This window comes from Streptomyces sp. NPDC048275 (assembly GCF_040652275.1).
In the GTDB taxonomy this organism is placed as follows: domain Bacteria; phylum Actinomycetota; class Actinomycetes; order Streptomycetales; family Streptomycetaceae; genus Streptomyces.
Map to the genome: position 1 here is coordinate 1 of NZ_JBEZLR010000044.1, position 15,444 is coordinate 15,444.

15 protein-coding genes and 4 pseudogenes are annotated in these 15,444 nt (G+C 67.8%); 14 read left to right on the top strand and 5 right to left on the bottom strand.

Features of this window, described 5'->3' with window-relative positions; genetic code table 11:
• Nucleotides 1–413: 413 nt before the first annotated feature.
• Both AB0D57_RS24780 and AB0D57_RS24785 read right to left on the bottom strand, forming a co-directional pair.
• The gene (locus AB0D57_RS24780; RefSeq protein ID WP_362076874.1) at nt 414–623 is read right to left on the bottom strand and encodes a hypothetical protein; all 210 of its coding nucleotides are present in this window, start codon (nt 621–623) and stop codon (nt 414–416) included.
• A 67-nt stretch (nt 624–690) separates the two neighbouring features.
• Nucleotides 691–1,080, bottom strand: coding sequence for a hypothetical protein (locus AB0D57_RS24785; RefSeq protein WP_362076877.1), 390 nt, complete (start codon nt 1,078–1,080; stop codon nt 691–693).
• A 124-nt stretch (nt 1,081–1,204) separates the two neighbouring features.
• Here AB0D57_RS24785 and AB0D57_RS24790 point away from each other — a divergent pair, with 124 nt between their 5' ends.
• The 5 genes from AB0D57_RS24790 to AB0D57_RS24810 all read left to right on the top strand — a co-directional run bounded on the left by AB0D57_RS24790 (nt 1,205) and on the right by AB0D57_RS24810 (nt 4,589).
• A complete protein-coding gene (locus tag AB0D57_RS24790) occupies nt 1,205–1,630 on the top strand; it encodes a hypothetical protein (RefSeq protein ID WP_362076880.1) in 426 nt (141 codons plus the stop codon).
• Between the two features lie 175 nt (nt 1,631–1,805).
• On the top strand, nt 1,806–2,114 hold the full coding sequence (locus tag AB0D57_RS24795) for a DUF6191 domain-containing protein (protein ID WP_362077080.1): 309 nt from the start codon (nt 1,806–1,808) through the stop codon (nt 2,112–2,114).
• Nucleotides 2,115–2,207: 93 nt separating this feature from the next.
• Nucleotides 2,208–2,336: a hypothetical protein gene (locus AB0D57_RS24800; RefSeq protein ID WP_362076883.1), complete on the top strand. Its 129-nt coding sequence runs from the start codon at nt 2,208–2,210 to the stop codon at nt 2,334–2,336.
• A 185-nt stretch (nt 2,337–2,521) separates the two neighbouring features.
• Complete coding sequence (locus AB0D57_RS24805; protein WP_362076886.1) at nt 2,522–3,280, top strand: GntR family transcriptional regulator; 759 nt, start codon at nt 2,522–2,524, stop codon at nt 3,278–3,280.
• Nucleotides 3,281–3,329: 49 nt separating this feature from the next.
• A complete protein-coding gene (locus tag AB0D57_RS24810; protein ID WP_362076889.1) occupies nt 3,330–4,589 on the top strand; it encodes an MFS transporter in 1,260 nt (419 codons plus the stop codon).
• A 579-nt stretch (nt 4,590–5,168) separates the two neighbouring features.
• Here AB0D57_RS24810 and AB0D57_RS24815 read toward each other — a convergent pair.
• The gene (locus AB0D57_RS24815) at nt 5,169–5,747 is read right to left on the bottom strand and encodes a TetR/AcrR family transcriptional regulator (RefSeq protein ID WP_362076892.1); all 579 of its coding nucleotides are present in this window, start codon (nt 5,745–5,747) and stop codon (nt 5,169–5,171) included.
• 88 nt (nt 5,748–5,835) lie between these two features.
• Between AB0D57_RS24815 and AB0D57_RS24820 the strand changes: the two genes are divergently transcribed.
• Nucleotides 5,836–6,282 (top strand): DUF1772 domain-containing protein, encoded by a 447-nt coding sequence (locus AB0D57_RS24820; protein ID WP_362076895.1) that lies wholly within the window; start codon nt 5,836–5,838, stop codon nt 6,280–6,282.
• Nucleotides 6,283–6,407: 125 nt separating this feature from the next.
• Here AB0D57_RS24820 and AB0D57_RS24825 read toward each other — a convergent pair.
• Nucleotides 6,408–7,438: pseudogene (locus AB0D57_RS24825) on the bottom strand (IS5 family transposase).
• 379 nt (nt 7,439–7,817) lie between these two features.
• On the opposite strand from AB0D57_RS24825, the gene sthA reads away from it, so the two are divergent.
• Nucleotides 7,818–9,221 (top strand): Si-specific NAD(P)(+) transhydrogenase, encoded by a 1,404-nt coding sequence (gene sthA, locus AB0D57_RS24830; RefSeq protein WP_362076898.1) that lies wholly within the window; start codon nt 7,818–7,820, stop codon nt 9,219–9,221.
• 265 nt (nt 9,222–9,486) lie between these two features.
• Nucleotides 9,487–9,645 (top strand): hypothetical protein, encoded by a 159-nt coding sequence (locus tag AB0D57_RS24835; RefSeq protein ID WP_362076901.1) that lies wholly within the window; start codon nt 9,487–9,489, stop codon nt 9,643–9,645.
• Between the two features lie 36 nt (nt 9,646–9,681).
• Here AB0D57_RS24835 and AB0D57_RS24840 read toward each other — a convergent pair whose 3' ends face one another.
• A complete protein-coding gene (locus tag AB0D57_RS24840; RefSeq protein WP_362076904.1) occupies nt 9,682–9,942 on the bottom strand; it encodes a helix-turn-helix transcriptional regulator in 261 nt (86 codons plus the stop codon).
• A gap of 54 nt (nt 9,943–9,996) precedes the next feature.
• On the opposite strand from AB0D57_RS24840, the pseudogene AB0D57_RS24845 reads away from it, so the two are divergent.
• The 6 genes and pseudogenes from AB0D57_RS24845 to AB0D57_RS24870 form a co-directional block, all read left to right on the top strand.
• Nucleotides 9,997–10,491 (top strand): annotated as a pseudogene (locus AB0D57_RS24845) (catechol 1,2-dioxygenase); the annotation flags it as partial.
• Between the two features lie 6 nt (nt 10,492–10,497).
• On the top strand, nt 10,498–10,788 hold the full coding sequence (gene catC / locus AB0D57_RS24850; protein ID WP_362076907.1) for a muconolactone Delta-isomerase: 291 nt from the start codon (nt 10,498–10,500) through the stop codon (nt 10,786–10,788).
• 35 nt (nt 10,789–10,823) lie between these two features.
• Nucleotides 10,824–11,078 (top strand): annotated as a pseudogene (locus AB0D57_RS24855) (3-oxoadipyl-CoA thiolase); the annotation flags it as partial.
• A 109-nt stretch (nt 11,079–11,187) separates the two neighbouring features.
• On the top strand, nt 11,188–11,718 hold the full coding sequence (locus AB0D57_RS24860) for a PadR family transcriptional regulator (RefSeq protein ID WP_362076910.1): 531 nt from the start codon (nt 11,188–11,190) through the stop codon (nt 11,716–11,718).
• Between the two features lie 20 nt (nt 11,719–11,738).
• Nucleotides 11,739–12,719: an NADPH:quinone reductase gene (locus tag AB0D57_RS24865; protein WP_362076913.1), complete on the top strand. Its 981-nt coding sequence runs from the start codon at nt 11,739–11,741 to the stop codon at nt 12,717–12,719.
• Nucleotides 12,720–12,901: 182 nt separating this feature from the next.
• Nucleotides 12,902–15,052 (top strand): annotated as a pseudogene (locus tag AB0D57_RS24870) (MMPL family transporter); the annotation flags it as partial.
• Nucleotides 15,053–15,444 lie beyond the last annotated feature (392 nt).

Here is a 15,444-nt window from a genome sequence, read left to right on the forward strand (position 1 = left end):
TTGCCGGGACGCTTCGTGGGCTGCAGTCTCCGCAGAGATCGCCACGGGTCTCGAACCGGAACGCGTAGCTCTTGATCCCCTACACCACGTCGCGGGACACGGCCCGATGGCAGCGCCGAGGCTATCCCCGCACCCCAGCGCGAGACGGGAATTTTTGAACGGTCGCACTCCCCAGCGCGCCCACCCTGACCGTCGGCTTCTCCCAGAGAGGCCTGCTTGGGCAGTCGAGCCCAGCCGTCCGTGGCTTTCGCAACAGGCCCTAGCCGGCCACCCCTGCTCCAACTCCGCGAGCACCCCCGCCGTATCCGGTCGTACATGCGCCGCCAGCGCACCTGCGGGGTTGGCCGCGACGTCGTTCGGCGGCCCCACCCGGGCGGCTGGAATCTGCCCCCACGTGAGCATCGGCAGCTTTCTCAGGCTCCGGCAGAGACCTGCCCATGCCCGGCACGGGGGCCGCTTCGAGTCGTCATGCCGCGACGTCGTAGCCAGTCCGGGGCGTCGGCCGTGGACATGTGCAGGGCGGTGCCGTCGTAGACGAGCCGGATCCAGTCCTGCTCAAGGTCTCGTCGTCGTGGTGCCTGACGCAGGAATTCGGCCAGGTCCCGGATCTTCAGCTGAGCCATGGCATCATCCTCTCCCCGAAGTCGCCGTCGAGCCGACGGAGGTCAGCACATCGATCGCCGGTTCCGCTCATGAGGGTCCCAGGCCGAAACGCCAGTACTTGGTGAAGCGCTCCAGCGTCAGCTCGGCGTCGAGTTCCTCGTTCCACACCCCTTCGAGCCACAGCGGGGCAATGTCCAGGCGCTCGCAGACCACAACGCTCTCGGGCTGATGGGTCAGGTAGCAGCGACTCTCGTCCGCGAACTTTCCGCCCGGCCCGTACTTCCCGTACAACTGCCCGAGGCGTTCACGGTTGGCTGCGGCGAAGGCCTCCAACTGCCGTACGTAGCCCTCCTGCTGTTCGGCACTGACAGTCTTCAGGACGACCATGAGGATCTCTTCCGACAGGTCGCGGTCGAAGCCGGTGTAGCCGGTCAGGGACACGAAGACCCTCTCGGCCGCCTCCAGCACCTGGTGCACCTGCTCCGCCCCCCACGCTTTCGACTGGCGTGGGCGAGGGACGCGGAGTCCGGCTCGGCGCGGCCGACGGTGTCTCGAGGGCGGCGGCCTTCGCTCGGGCCTGGCCGACGGTGCGGTCGGCGATGTGGGCGAGCCTGCCGGCAGCCGCCTCGACAGCGCGAAGCCAGCCTTCGTGGACCTGGTCGCTGCTGCCGGAGGGGGCCTGAGTGTCCAGCTCGATGACCAGGCCCACTACGGCGTGGGCTGCCTCCGATGGGTTGCCCTCAGTCGCGCAGTCCACCATCGACTCCAGTTGGCGCAGCGCGAGATCGCGCAATCGGAGTCTTGCGTAGTCCCATGCGGCCCGGGCGTGCCGGTCCATTGCCTCGACGCGCTTTCCTGCTCGTCGGTGAGCGGCTGCTGCCTGTGCCGATGCGTTGGCCTGCAGGTGGACGATGGCTTCCCTGACCTCGTCGGACTGGCGCTGTGCGTACAGGTCGGCTTCTTCGAGCAGTTCGATGGCTGCCCGGGGTTCCTCCCCGTGGTACGCGTGCGCGGCCATGTGCAGTGAGGCGGCTGCTCGGCGTGCCGGATCGTCGGCGACTGAGGCGAGGACCGCAGTCACATCTTCTTGGGTGGTGTCCGGGCGCGGGCAGAACAGCTCATCACCGGGCAGCACGTGAACATGGCTCTCCCAGGTCTCCCGTAGGTATTCCCGGTCCGGAGGCGTGGGCAACTCCGTATGGATGGCGCTCACGAGTTCGCGGAGCTGTTCACGGTTGCCGGTCTCGCGCAGAAGACACAAGGCCTGGTTGGCTGTTGCCCAGGCCAGCCGCACACCGTGCTTCTCGACCAGCTCAGATGGGTCAGCTGCTGAGGCGTGGGGTGAGCTGTTCCATCCATCACAGCGACACGTCCAACAGGAGCCGGAACGCCAACTCGTCCTTCGAGACGACGCCGAATCCGGTGCACCACCCAGCTCCGTTGACCTCGACTCCGGCAAGGCGGCTATCCATCCCATGCGGAGCCCCATGAGCAGGCACGACGCGCCATGACGGCTCGTTAGGTCACCATCTCCGTGCACCGTTGGCAGGAGTTCCCTTTCGCCAAGCCCTGGGCACCCGCTGGACCAACAGAGGCTGATCGTAGTGCTGAACAACTTCTGTCCGCGCAAGCACGCCAAGGTCCGCGTCTGGACGGCCGATCGGCAGGTCTTGGTCTCCTCGCCGACCTACGACTCCTGGCCGAACTGGGTGGAAGCGATCCTCCAGCGATAGGTGGCCGGCCCGGCTCCGCGCCGAGTACCGCAGCGGGCAATCAGGGGCACGACGCCTCGAACTTCTGTAGGCGCATGAGCGCCGAGCGTATTCCTACTCCAGCAGCTTTCATCCGGTGCAGTAGCTTGCCAACGCCCCCTAGGAACGACCAGCTGCCGTCGAGCAGAACAACCGGAGGATCGCCCATGCCCCGAGAGGCGCCGTACCTCGCAGTAGCCGACGTGCTGCGTGCACGGATTCTCGCGGGAGAGTGGGAGATCGGGGAGCGACTGCCGTCCCGGGCACGGCTCGCCGTGGAGTACGGGGTCGGACGCAACGTCATGCAGAGGGCTATGGACCGTTTGATCATCGACGGTCTCCTCGAAGGACGCGCCGGCTCGGGCACCTACGTCCGCGTGCCGCGCGAGCGCCTGCGGCTGGTCCGGTCGCGGCACCGCGAACGCGGGGAGGGCTCTCCCCCCTGCTCCGGCATGAGGGAGCAGGGCAGGGCTAATGCCTGGGATTCGCACAGTCAGCTGCGCGTTCCCGCCCCTGAGTCAATCGCCGAGCGGCTCGCCATCAGTTCCGGGGACCTTTGCGTCAATACGCATTACGAGTTCCTCGCCGACGGGCAACCCGTCCAGCTTTCCGAATCCTGGGAGCCGATGGCTATCACGGATGGAACGCCGATTGTGCTGCCCGAGATGGGCCCCTCGGCGGGAAAGGGGGTTGTCGAGCGCATGCGCTCCATCGGCGTAGTCATCTCGACTGTGGTCGAGGTGCCGCGCCCGGCTCGTGCCACCCAGGTGCAGGCAAACCTCCTGGGGATCAGCGTGGGGGACCTCGTGCTTCAGATCGAGCGGACCATATTCGACACGGACGGACGTCCGGTGGAAACGGCCGACATGGTCATTCCGGACGTGCGCCGGGAAGTGGTCTACGAGTTCGGAGTCGACCGTCCGTAGTCGTTGAAGCCATTAGAGAGACATCGCAAATTCGACAGTAGGGTGTTCCATGCCAAAATCCTCCCGGCTCGGCCTCTTACGCGATCGGGACTTCGGGCGATTGTTTGCCGCCACTGCGCTCGGTCAACTAGGCGACCGGATCATCTTTCTGGCCTTGCCTCTGGTTGCCATCGCGGCATTACATGCAGACGAGTTCCAGGTGGGATTAATGACCACGATGACTACGGCAGGATCACTCCTGGTCGGGCTGCCGGCAGGCGCATGGATGGACCGCATGCGGAAGCGACCGGTGATGATCAGCACTGATCTCACTCGCGCGCTGGTCCTCTTGACGATACCGGTGGCGTGGTGGACAGACGATCTCACCATCTGGTGGCTCTACGCAGTCGCCTTGGTTCATGGAATATTGACTGTTTTCTTCGATGTTGCGTACGTCAGCTATCTCCCGCACTTGGTGGGACGCAGCAATCTCGTGGAAGGAAACTCAAAACTGTCGGCAATACGCTCGGTAACCAGTATCAGCGGGCCGATGGTGGCAGGGCCGCTGGTCGGCCTGGTTGGAGCTCCTGCAACGCTTTTGGTGAGTTCGGCCGGGATGGCTATTTCGGGACTGCTCGCGATCACCATCCGGAAACGCGAACAGAAGCCTGAGCTGAGTGAGCACCCTCAATTGGGCCGAGAGATCAAGGAGGGACTGAAGTTCGTCGTGAAGAACCCTACCCTACGTGCAATCATGCTGGGGGATGCGATATTCAACCTCTTCCTGGTCATGTATCAAACCATGTTGCTGGTCTTTTTGGAGCGGGAGATAGGTCTCCAGTCCTCTGGTATTGGCCTCGTTCTTTCGGGAATGGGTTGTGGTGCCTTGCTGGGCGCACTGTTGGCAACCAGGGTCTCGAAGCGGGTCGGGCGCGGTCCGGTCATCTGGCTCGCGTCACTGGTCACCTGTCCGTTGACCGTCCTCATGCCGATGGCGCGAACGGGTTGGAGCGTGTATGTGGCTGCGATCGGACTCGCGGCTCTTTCACTGGGCGGAGTCCTCCGCGTGGTGGCTCAATCAAGCTTCCAACAGGCCCTGACACCGGATCGGCTTCTGGGCCGGATGAGCGCAACAGCTCGATTCGTTTCCTGGGGTGGCATTCCTCTCGGTGGGCTTTTGGGCGGAGCCTCGGGCTCTGTGTTCGGAGCAACAGGCACCTTGTGGATTGGTGCAGCCGGTATGACGCTGAGCGTCCTTCCCAACTTGCTGTCACCGCTTCGAACAATGCGCACCCTGCCCACGGAAAAGGCCCCCGAACTCGCGCGCTGAGTGACCCAGATGTACCCAGGTCAGGACGATGATGGCGGGCGCCGAGCCAAGTCAGTCCCCCACGTCCTTGGCGGGTGGTCTGATGACTGCGACGCCGTCGTGGGCTTCCAGGGCTGCGCGCAGGGTTGCGTTCTCCACGGTGAGGCGCCTGATGTGATCCTCGTAGATGTGCAGGTGACGGGTGAGATTCTCCTTCTCCTGCCGTAGGCGGGCGATGACTGCCCGGTCGGTGGTGGTGCCCCGGGGACGTGGGAGGGCGGCTGCGCGGGGGCATGCTGCGTCTGCAGGCGGGTGACCTGGTCAGGGAAGTCGCGGTAGAGGGTCTGGCGGTTGACCTGCAGACGGCGAGCGAGGGCGGAGACGGTGGCCCATGGCCCGTCCTCGGCTTCTTGAAAAAGGGCGTCGACAGCGGCCTCTACGACTTGGGGTGTCAGGGTGTGCCGTCTCATGTCCGTACCTCGTTGCCGCCAGCCCTCAGGGTCTCGCTGAGGTAGGCGGCGATTTCGTCGCGTCGTCGGGTCAGGCGTTCGCGGACGAGGGGCGCGAGGGCCCCGGCCTGGTGCCCGCCGGGAGGGGGTGTCAGGTGATGGCGAGCCGGTCCACCAGCAGCTCCACCCTCGGCTCGAGGTACTCCGGCGGCAGCCGTCCCGCCCGGGTCAGCGTCGCCACCCCGTGCAGGGCCGCCCAGAACAGCTCGGTGAACAGCCCCGGGTGGACGCCGTCCCCGGCGACCTCACTCAGGCTCTCCAGCAGCGCAGCGAAGGCGTCCTTGAGAGGTTCCGGGGTGTCCTCGTCCGCGAACGCCAGGCCGCCGTCGAGCTGGAACATGGCGTCGTAGAGCGCCGGGTTGCGCTCGGCGAAGTCGAGGTAGGCGCGGGCGAGGGCGGCGACACGCTCGCGCGGGCCGTCCGCGGCGGAGGCCGCGGCCCGCACCGCCGCGGCCAGCTCGGCGGCACCCTCGAGGGCGACGGCGCCGATGATCTCGCGCTTGCCGCGGAAGTGGCTGTAGAGGACGGGCTGACTGTATTCGATGCGCTCGGCGAGCCGGCGGGTGGTGACCGCGTCCCAGCCCTGCTGTTCGGCGAGTTCGCGGGCTGTCGCCACGATGAGGCGCTCGCGGGCCGCCCGTTCGCGCTCCTTGCGTTCCTGTACCGACATGATTCGATCCTAGCACCGCTAGACAAGCAAGCGTAAGCAGTACTAGCGTTGCCTCATCATCTAGCACCACTAGATATCAGGGGGCATCATGCTCAACGCACTTGAGGTCTTCACCACCGTGGTCGTCGGCCTGATGGTGGGGGTGGAGTTCTCCGTCGCCTTCGTCATGAACCCGATCCTCAACGCCCTCCCCGAGGACAGTGGCCAACTCGGCCACGCCCACGGGGGCCGGATGCTCGGCACCCTGATGCCGTTCTGGTACATCGGCTCGCTCGTCCTCGTCGCGGTCTGGGCCATCGCCGGATGGCATCACCACGGCGCCGGCCTCGTCGTCACCGCCGGCGCGCTGCTGATCCTGAGCGTGATCATGTCGCTCCTGCTGCTCGTCCCGATCAACAACCGGAACAAGTCGTGGACCCCCGAGAATCGGCCCGAGGACTGGAAGGAGCAGATGAACCGCTGGCTCCGCTTCCACTACGTCCGCGTCGCCGTCATCATCGCCGCCTTCACCCTGCTGGTCGCCGCCCTCGCCTGAGCCCGCGGGCCGACACCACGCTGGCGGCGCACAATCCCCACGCCCCGGGTGGCAGCGGGCCACCGAAATCCCGACATCCGGGAATGCGACTGCCGCTGAGAGCCCACAACTGCGATCCCGACAAGCTACGCCCCTCGGTGACCTGCGCGGCTCTCGGCTCTGGTTCGGGTGAGGTCTTTGATCCAGATCACCGAGGCACGCAGGTGCAGCCCGGCGAGGTAGCTTTCCGGGGTCTTGTCGTAGCGGGTCGCGATGCCCCGCCACGTCTTGAGCTTGTCGATCAGGCGCTCGACGGTGTTCCTCTCCTTGTCGAACTCGGCGTCGTGGTCGACGGGGCGTCCCCCTCTGCGGCCCTTCGCCTTCCGGTTGGCGGCCTGGTCCCGTTTTTCCGGGATGACGGCCTTGATGCCGCGCCTGCGCAGGTGGGCGCGGTTGCCGCGGGACGAGTACGCCTTATCCCCGGCGACCGCGTCCGGCCTGGTGCGAGGCCGCCCCGCTGGGCCGTGGACCCGGATCTTCCCCAGCACCGGGATGAACTGTGGGCTGTCGGCCGCCTGTCCCGCGGTCAAGACGAACGCCAACGGCCGGCACTTGCGGTCGCCGGCGAGATGGACCCTGCTGGTCTGCCCACGCCGGGAGCGCCCCAGCAGAGCGGCTTTCAGCCGGACCCTGCGCCGACGTCGGACGCGTCGCCGCTCGCCCCGCTCGGGATCGGCACCACCGTCCTGCCCGCTTCGTCCCTCTGGACCGCCCCCTTTGACCTGGCCACCTCCTCTTCGGCGGCAGCCTTCTCCAGAGCGGCGAGCACGTCCTGGCTCGTGTGCATCCCGGCGGCATCGTGATGGGCCCGCACGGTGGTGGAGTCGATACCGACCAGCGACAGATCCACCTCACCCCGCTTCGCTGCCTCCGCGATCAGGCCCTCCAGCAGGGCCTCGAACACGCCGGCGTCACGCCACTGCCGGAAACGATTGGACACCGTCGACCAGGCACCAAATTCCTGCGGCATCTCCCGCCACTGCCCGCCGGCCCTGAACCGCCAGACCACGCCCTCGAACCGCTGGCGCAACCATTCGGGGTACGGGCCATACTCGCCGATCGGCAGGTACGGCTCGATGAACTCCCACTCCACATCGGTCAGCTGCGCACGCGTCACGCAAGACGATCTACCGGATCGAAGATCAGCACGAGGGGAGAACCCGCTCATTGATCACGACCCGGTACGCGCCCTAGGGCCCGTCCGGTCGATCACGGTGGAGGAAAGCAGCAGCGCCTGTCCGATGCCGGTGAGCGGGGTGTGGTGCGTGCAGTTGCAAGGCGGAGGAGGGCGTCGACGCGGAGCCCTGACCCCCGAGGCGATCGTCCAGCAGGCCGAGGCGGCCTACGAGTTGTACGGCTTCCGCGACTTCAAAGCTCAAGGGTGGTGTCCTGCAAGCGGCACCGCCCTGTCCGTTAGGCAGTGAGCGGCGGTTCGGAGCCAACTGTTGCCAATTCACCCTTTCGGGAGAGGACTTGGGCCTGACAGACTCCGGAGGGTGCCAGACTTCGACATGCTCGTCATCGGTTCCGGCCCGGGCGGCCAGAAGGCCGCCATCGCCGCGGCCAAGCTCGGCCGCCGGGTTGCCGTCGTCGACCGCCCCGACATGGTCGGAGGGGTCTCCATCCACACCGGGACCATCCCCTCCAAGACGCTGCGCGAGGCGGTCCTCTATCTCACCGGCCTCACCCAGCGCGATCTGTACGGCCAGAGCTACCGCCTCAAGGAGGACATCACCGTCGCCGATCTGACCGCGCGCACCCAGCACGTGGTCAGCCGCGAGGTCGACGTCATCCGCAGCCAGCTGTCCCGCAACCACGTCTCCCTCTTCGCCGGCACCGGCCGCTTCGTGGACGACCACACCGTCGCCCTGTCCGAAGTGAACGGCAACGAAAAGCTGTTGAGCGCCGAGCACGTCGTCATCGCCACCGGCACCCGACCGGCGCGGCCGGCGACCGTCGAGTTCGACGGGCGGACGATCATGGACTCGGACAACGTGCTCAATCTCGAGCGGGTGCCTCGTTCCATGGTCATCGTCGGGGCCGGCGTGATCGGCATGGAGTACGCCTCCATGTTCGCCGCCCTCGGCAGCAAGATCACGGTGGTCGAGAAGCGGTCCGGGATGCTCGACTTCTGCGATGTCGAGGTGATCGAGTCGCTGAAGTACCACCTGCGGGACCTGGCCGTCACCTTCCGCTTCGGAGAGACCGTCGCCGCGGTCGAACGTCATCCCCGGGGCACCCTCACCCTCCTGGAGAGCGGCAAGAAGATCCCCGCGGACGCCGTGATGTACTCCGCGGGCCGGCAGGGCCTCACCGACGAACTCGACCTGGACAAGGCGGGCTTGTCCGCCGACCCGCGCGGCCGCATCAGGGTCGACGAGCACTACCGCACCGAGGTGCCGCACATCTACGCCGTAGGGGACGTCATCGGCTTCCCGGCACTGGCGGCGACCTCGATGGAGCAGGGGCGTACGGCGGCGTACCACGCCTTCGGCGAGCCGGTGCACCCGATGCACGACCTCCAGCCGATCGGCATCTACACCATCCCGGAAATCAGCTTCATCGGGCGGACCGAGGACCAGCTCACCGAGGCGTGCGTGCCCTTCGAGGTCGGTATCTCCCGCTACCGCGAACTGGCCCGGGGGCAGATCATCGGCGACTCGCACGGCATGCTCAAACTGTTGGTCTCCCCGGAGGACCGCAAACTGCTCGGTGTGCACTGCTTCGGGACCGGGGCCACCGAGCTGATCCACATCGGTCAGTCGGTGATGGGCTGTGGCGGCACGGTCGACTACCTGGTCGACGCGGTGTTCAACTACCCGACGCTCGCCGAGTCCTACAAGGTCGCCGCCCTGGACGCGACCAACAAGATCCGCCAGATCGACCGGCTCAGGGACTGACCGCGACGACGCGGCCGTCCTACGGCTCGCTGCGGGAGCGCGGTCGCCTTGGTGGAGATGGCCGGTAGCTGGCCGCGTCGTCCTTGTCACCCGTACCGTCATAGGCCACCCCGGGGGATACGCCTTGGTCGGCACGCGCAGCCTTACGTGCTGGTGTCGCTGTTGGCGACCGCCGCGTCGCCCAGCCCGACGTTCCCCTGATGGACATGCGCATGTCGTCCTCCAGCCGGGTGAGCCTCTCGCACTGGAGGAGGTCCGGGCGTCGATGGAACGCGCCGGCATCGCTCGGTTCAAGCTGCCCGAACGGCTGGTGATCGTGGACGAGTTGGCGGCCACGAAGGTCGGCAAGATCGACAAGAAGGCGCTGCAGACCGACATCACCCAGCGTTTCGAGACCGAGTCCCGCGACCAGCACCGCCGTTGACCTGAGCGGCGTCCGACGTGCCGGCGAGCACGCCGATCAGTCGGGCGACGGCAAGTCCCTGAAGCTGACGGCGAGTTCACTGCGAGAGCGGATGCCCAGCTTGGAATAGACGTGTGTCAGGTGGTACTGCACGGTCTTGACGGAGATGAACAGCTCCAACGCCGCCTGCTGGTTGGTCGCCCCGGAGGCGACCAACCGGGCCACGGCCTGTTCCTGGGGGGTGAGCTTGGCCATGCCGGGGGCGAGACGGGTGCCGTGCAGACCGCCTGCCTGCAGCTCCCGCTCGCAGCGCTCCACATGCGTGCGGGTGCCGAGGGTGGCATAGGCTTCGCGGGCGTTTTTGAGGATGGTGAGGCGACCCTGCCGATGCGCGACGGCGAGGAGGGCACCCCGCTGCTCTTCCAGGGCCAGGTCACGAACGTGGACGGCGCACCGCTGGTCGGCGCCACGGTGGACGTCTGGCACGCCGACAACGACGGCTACTACTCGCAGTTCGCACCCGGACTGCCCGAGTGGAACCTGCGCGGCACGGTCATCGCCGACGACCAGGGCCACTTCAAGATCCACACCATTGAGCCCGCCCCGTACCAGATCCCGACCGACGGCTCGTGCGGCAGGCTCATCGCGGCCGCCGGCCGGCATGCGTGGCGGCCCGCCCACCTACACCTGAAGGTGTCGGCGCCCGGCCACCAGCTCATCACCACCCAGCTGTACTTCCAGGGCGGCAGCTACGTCGAGGACGACATCGCCCAGGCCGTGAAGCCCGAACTGATCCTCTCCCCGACCCCGGTCGCGGACGGCACCGGCAACGAGGTCACATACGACTTCGTCCTCGACAAGGCGTGATGCGCGGTGCTGTTCGCGGTACGAATGGACGTTGAGATTCCGCGCGACCTCGACCCCGAGGTCCGCGCGGACCTGGTGGCACGCGAGAAGGCGTACTGCCAGGAGCTGCAGAAGTCGGGTGAGTGGGTGCACATCTGGCGGTGCGTCGGGCAGTACGCCAACATCAGCGTCTTCGATGTCGCCGACAACGAGGCACTGCACCGGATCCTGTGGAGCCTCCCGCTCTTCCCCTACATGAAGGTCGACGTGACACCGCTGGCTCAGCATCCGTCCGACCTGGCCGCCGTCGTGGCGTGATGGACAAGGTGGTCGCCACTGCGATGGAGGCGGTGGCGGTCAACCGCGCACCGGCCAAGTCGGGCAACGGGTTTGACGATCTGTCAGTTCTGGACGAGGACTTCGCCGCCCAGGTGCTGGGCTGTATGGCCGAATGGCCCGAGTTCGACCCGGCCATCCTCAACCCGCAAGGCGGCGCGATCGACCTCGGTCATCCGCTGGGCGCCTCCGGTGCTCGCCTCGCCGGTACCGTGGCGCTCTCGGGGAGTTCGGCGACGCTCGGGACGGGGGCACCTGCGGGGACGAGTTGAGCGGAACGGCGGGGACGTTCGGGCCTCGGCGGTGAGGCGAGCCGTCAATGACCGTAACATCGATTCGATGTACATATCGATTCGATGCACGTTGTGAGACGATGGCCCCATGCTGGAACTCGCCATACTGGGCTTCCTCGCCGAAGGCCCCTTGCCGGGGCATGAGCTGCGCCGCCGTGTCTCCCGACTGACCGGCCATATCCGCCCGGTCAGTGACGGCAGCCTCTACCCGGCCATCAACCGCCTCGCCAAAGCGGGCCTGCTGGAACGGCGGGCCGACCCGCGCGCGGGCGCCGCCCGCTACGTGCTGAGCCTGACCGAGGCCGGCCGTGCCGAGATGCTGGAGCGCCTGCGCGAGCCGGCCGACCACGAGATCACCGACCACACCCGCTTCTATACGGTGCTGTCCTTCCTCTCGCTGCTCCCCGACGTGACCGACCAACACACGGTGCTGCGTCGGCGCCTCGCCTTCCTGGAGGAGCCGGCGAGCTTCTTCTACGACGGTGACCGGCCGATGCGCGCCGAGGAGGTCGCCGACCCGTACCGGCGCGGCATTCTCCTCACCGCCCGCGCGACCAGCCGCGCCGAACGCGCCTGGCTCCGCGAAGTGCTGGGCGAGGAACCGCCCGAGAACTCCTGAAAGACACCGGAGGTACTTCCATGCTCGCGTCCTGGTACGACGAACAAGGCCCCGCCGCCGACGTCCTGCACGTCGGTGAACTGCCCGACCCGGAGCCCGGCCCCGGCGAGGTCCGCGTCCGCGTGAGCGTCTCCGGCGTCAATCCCGGCGACACCAAGAAGCGGCACGGCTGGCTCGGTTCCTCGATGCCGTACCCGAGGGTCGTCCCGCACAGCGACGCCGCCGGCGTCATCGACGCGGTGGGTGAGGGGGTCGACGCCCGCCGCGTGGGCCAGCGGGTGTGGGTCTACGGCGCCCAGTCCTACCGGGCCTTCGGTACTGCCGCCCAGTACACCGTCGTACCCGATCAGCAGGCCGTCCGGCTCCCCGACCATCTCAGCGACGAACTCGGCGCGAGCCTCGGTATCCCCGGCATCACCGCCCACCGCGCGGTGTTCGCGGACGGCCCGGTGGACGGCCGGCTCGTTCTCGTGCACGGTGTGCTCGGCGGCGTCGGCTCGCAGGCCGCCCAACTCGCCCGCTGGGGCGGCGCCACCGTGATCGGCACCGTCCGCCGCAGCGGCGATCTGGACCGCGTCGACCCGGCTGTCATCTCCCACGCCGTCGCCCTGGACGCCGAGGACCCGGCGGCGGCGATCCGCGCTTACGCGCCCGACGGCGTGCACCGCGTCGTCGAGGTGTCCCTGTCGGCCAACGCGGACCTCGACAACGCGGTCATCGCGCTCGACGCCGTCATCGCCGCCTACGGAACTCATGACGACCGCACCGAACTCCCTTTCTGGCCCCTGCTGTTCAACAACATCACCCTGCGCCTGCTCGGCGGCGACGACTTCCCGGTCGCCGCCAAACGGCAGGCCGCGCGCGACCTGACCGCGGCGGCCGCGGTCGGCGCCCTGACCGTCGACGTCGGTGACCGCTACCCGCTCGTGGACATCGCCAAGGCCCACGACCGGGTCGACGCGGGCGGGCGCGGCCGGGTGCTGGTCACCGTCACCCACTGACGAGCGCGTCGCCGGTCCTCTCGCTGGGAGGACGAGAGCCATGGGTACTGCGGTACTAATCGCAGCCCCTCGGATTCGGTCCCACAGGAGGCAGGGAGCGCGAAAAACCGCCCCTAGCTTGAGTTCACGGGCCGCCAAGGCCTCAGCGTACGCAATGATCTCTTCTCCAGTGGGAGTAATCCGTGGCCACCTTCCTCTATCGGCTCGGCCGGTTCGCCTTCCGGCGACGACGCCTCGTCCTCATGTTGTGGATCGCCGTCCTGGCCGCCGTAGGCATGGGCGCCATGAGTTCCACCGGCTCCACCTCGGACAGCTTCACGCTGCCGGGCACCCAGTCCCAGAAAGCCATCGACCTGCTGGGCAAGGAGTTCCCGCAAGCATCCGCGGGCGGCGCCTCCGCCCGGGTCGTCTTCGAGGCACCCGACGGACAGAAGCTGACCTCCGGCACCAACAAGGCCGAGGTCGAGTCCCTGGTGGCGAAGCTGGAGAAGTCGCCGCAGGTGTCGAGCGTCTCCGACCCCTTCGCCAGCGGCCAGATCAGCAAGTCCGGCACCATCGGCTACGCCGGGGTGACGTACAAGGTCACCGAGGCCGACGTCAGTGACGCCGCACACGACGTCCAGACCGCTGTCGTCGAGCAGGGCGAAAAGGCGGGCCTCACGGTGAGCCTGGGCGGCGACGCGGTAGCCGAGGAGGCCGCCAGCAAGGCGGCCGAGCTGATCGGCCTCGGCGTCGCCGCCGTCGCCCTGGTGATCACCTTCGGCTCGCTGATCGCCGCCGGACTGCCCCTGCTCACCGCGATCCTCGGCGTCGGCGCGGCCATCCTGTCGATCACCGTCGCCACCCAGTTCTTCGACATCGCCTCCCAGACGTCCGCGCTGGCACTGATGCTCGGCCTGGCCGTCGCCATTGACTACGCCCTGTTCATCGTCTCCCGCTACCGCAACGAAATCCGCGACGGGCACGACCCGGAAGAGGCCTGCGGACGGGCCCTGGGCACCGCCGGCTCCGCGGTCGTCTTCGCGGGCCTGACCGTGATCATCGCGCTGGCCGGACTGAGCGTCATCGGCATCCAGATGCTCACCTCCATGGGGCTGGGCTCCGCCTTTGCCGTCGCCGTCGCTGTGGTGATCGCGCTGACGCTGCTGCCCGCCCTGCTCGGCTTCGCCGGTATGCGGATCATGAAGGCCAAGCTGCTGTCGCGCCGTATGAAAGCGCTGGAGCGCGGCGAGGGCGAGTCGATGGGCGTGCGCTGGGCGACGTTCGTCACCCGCAACCCTGTCAAGGTCCTCGCTGTCTCGGTGATCGGCCTCGGACTGCTGGCCATCCCCGCCATGTCACTGCGCCTGACCCTGCCCGACGACTCCATGAAGCCCCCCGCCAGCACCCAACGCCTCGCCTACGACACCCTCAGCCAAGGCTTCGGACCGGGCTTCAACGGCCCGCTGACCGTGGTCGTCGACGCCCGGGGCAGTGACGACCCCAAGGCCGCCGCCGCGGACGCGACCGCGAGCCTGGGCAAGCTGGACGACGTCGTCTCGGTACGTGACGCGGCCTTCAACAAGGCCGGTGACGTCGCCATCATCGGTGTCGTCCCGAACAGTTCCCCGACCAGTCAGGCCACCAAGGACCTGGTCACCGACATCCGCGACCACAGCGCCGCCCTGCAGAAGGACACCGGCGCCGACCTGATGGTCACCGGCACCACCGCCGTCAACATCGACGTCTCCACCAAGCTCGCCCAGGCCCTCATCCCGTACCTCGCCATCGTCGTCGGCCTGGCCCTTGTCCTGCTCCTGCTGGTCTTCCGCTCGATCCTGATCCCGCTCAAGGCGACGCTCGGCTTCCTGCTCACCATCGCCGCCACCCTCGGCGTCCTGGTGGCTGTCTTCCAGTGGGGCTGGCTCGCGGATGTCTTCGGCGTCGACCAGACGGCGCCCATCGTCAGCGTGCTGCCCATCCTGCTGATCGGTGTCGTCTTCGGCCTCGCCATGGACTACGAGGTCTTCCTCGTCACCCGGATGCGGGAGGAGTACGTCCACGGGGCCACCCCCACACAGGCCATCGTCGGGGGCTTCCGGCACAGCGGCCGGGTGGTCACTGCCGCCGCGGTCATCATGATCGCCGTCTTCTCCGGGTTCCTCCTCGACGATGCGGCACTGATCAAGTCGGTCGGTCTGGGTCTCGCCTCCGCGGTCCTCTTCGACGCCTTCGTGGTCCGCATGACCATCGTCCCGGCGGTGATGGCCCTGCTCGGCGACCGCGCCTGGGGCCTGCCCAAGTGGCTCGACCGCGCCATGCCCGACGTGGACGTCGAGGGCGAGAAGCTGCGCCACACGCTGTCCGCCGCCAGCACGAGCACCGCGCCCGAACCGGTACTCGTCGGCGTGGCCGCCGGGGCTCACCCAGGCTCGTACAGCCACAGGGCACCGGCTGTCTTCACGGGCGGCACCGGCTCCGATGCCTCGGACACGCCTGCGTTCACGCCGGCGCCTTCACGCCACCACCGCGGCAGGACACCGGGACTGTCCGGGCTCAGGCAGCACCGCGCGCACAACCGCGACGCCAATGCCTCCGCCGCCACGGGAGCCGGGACACACACAGCCTCGGACAGCGACCTGCCCAACGCCAACGGCTCCGGCGACACGGAGGCGCCGGGCCGTCGCACGAGGGGCCGCGGCAGGAAGCGAGGACTGTCAGGGCTCATGCAGCGGCTCGCACGCGC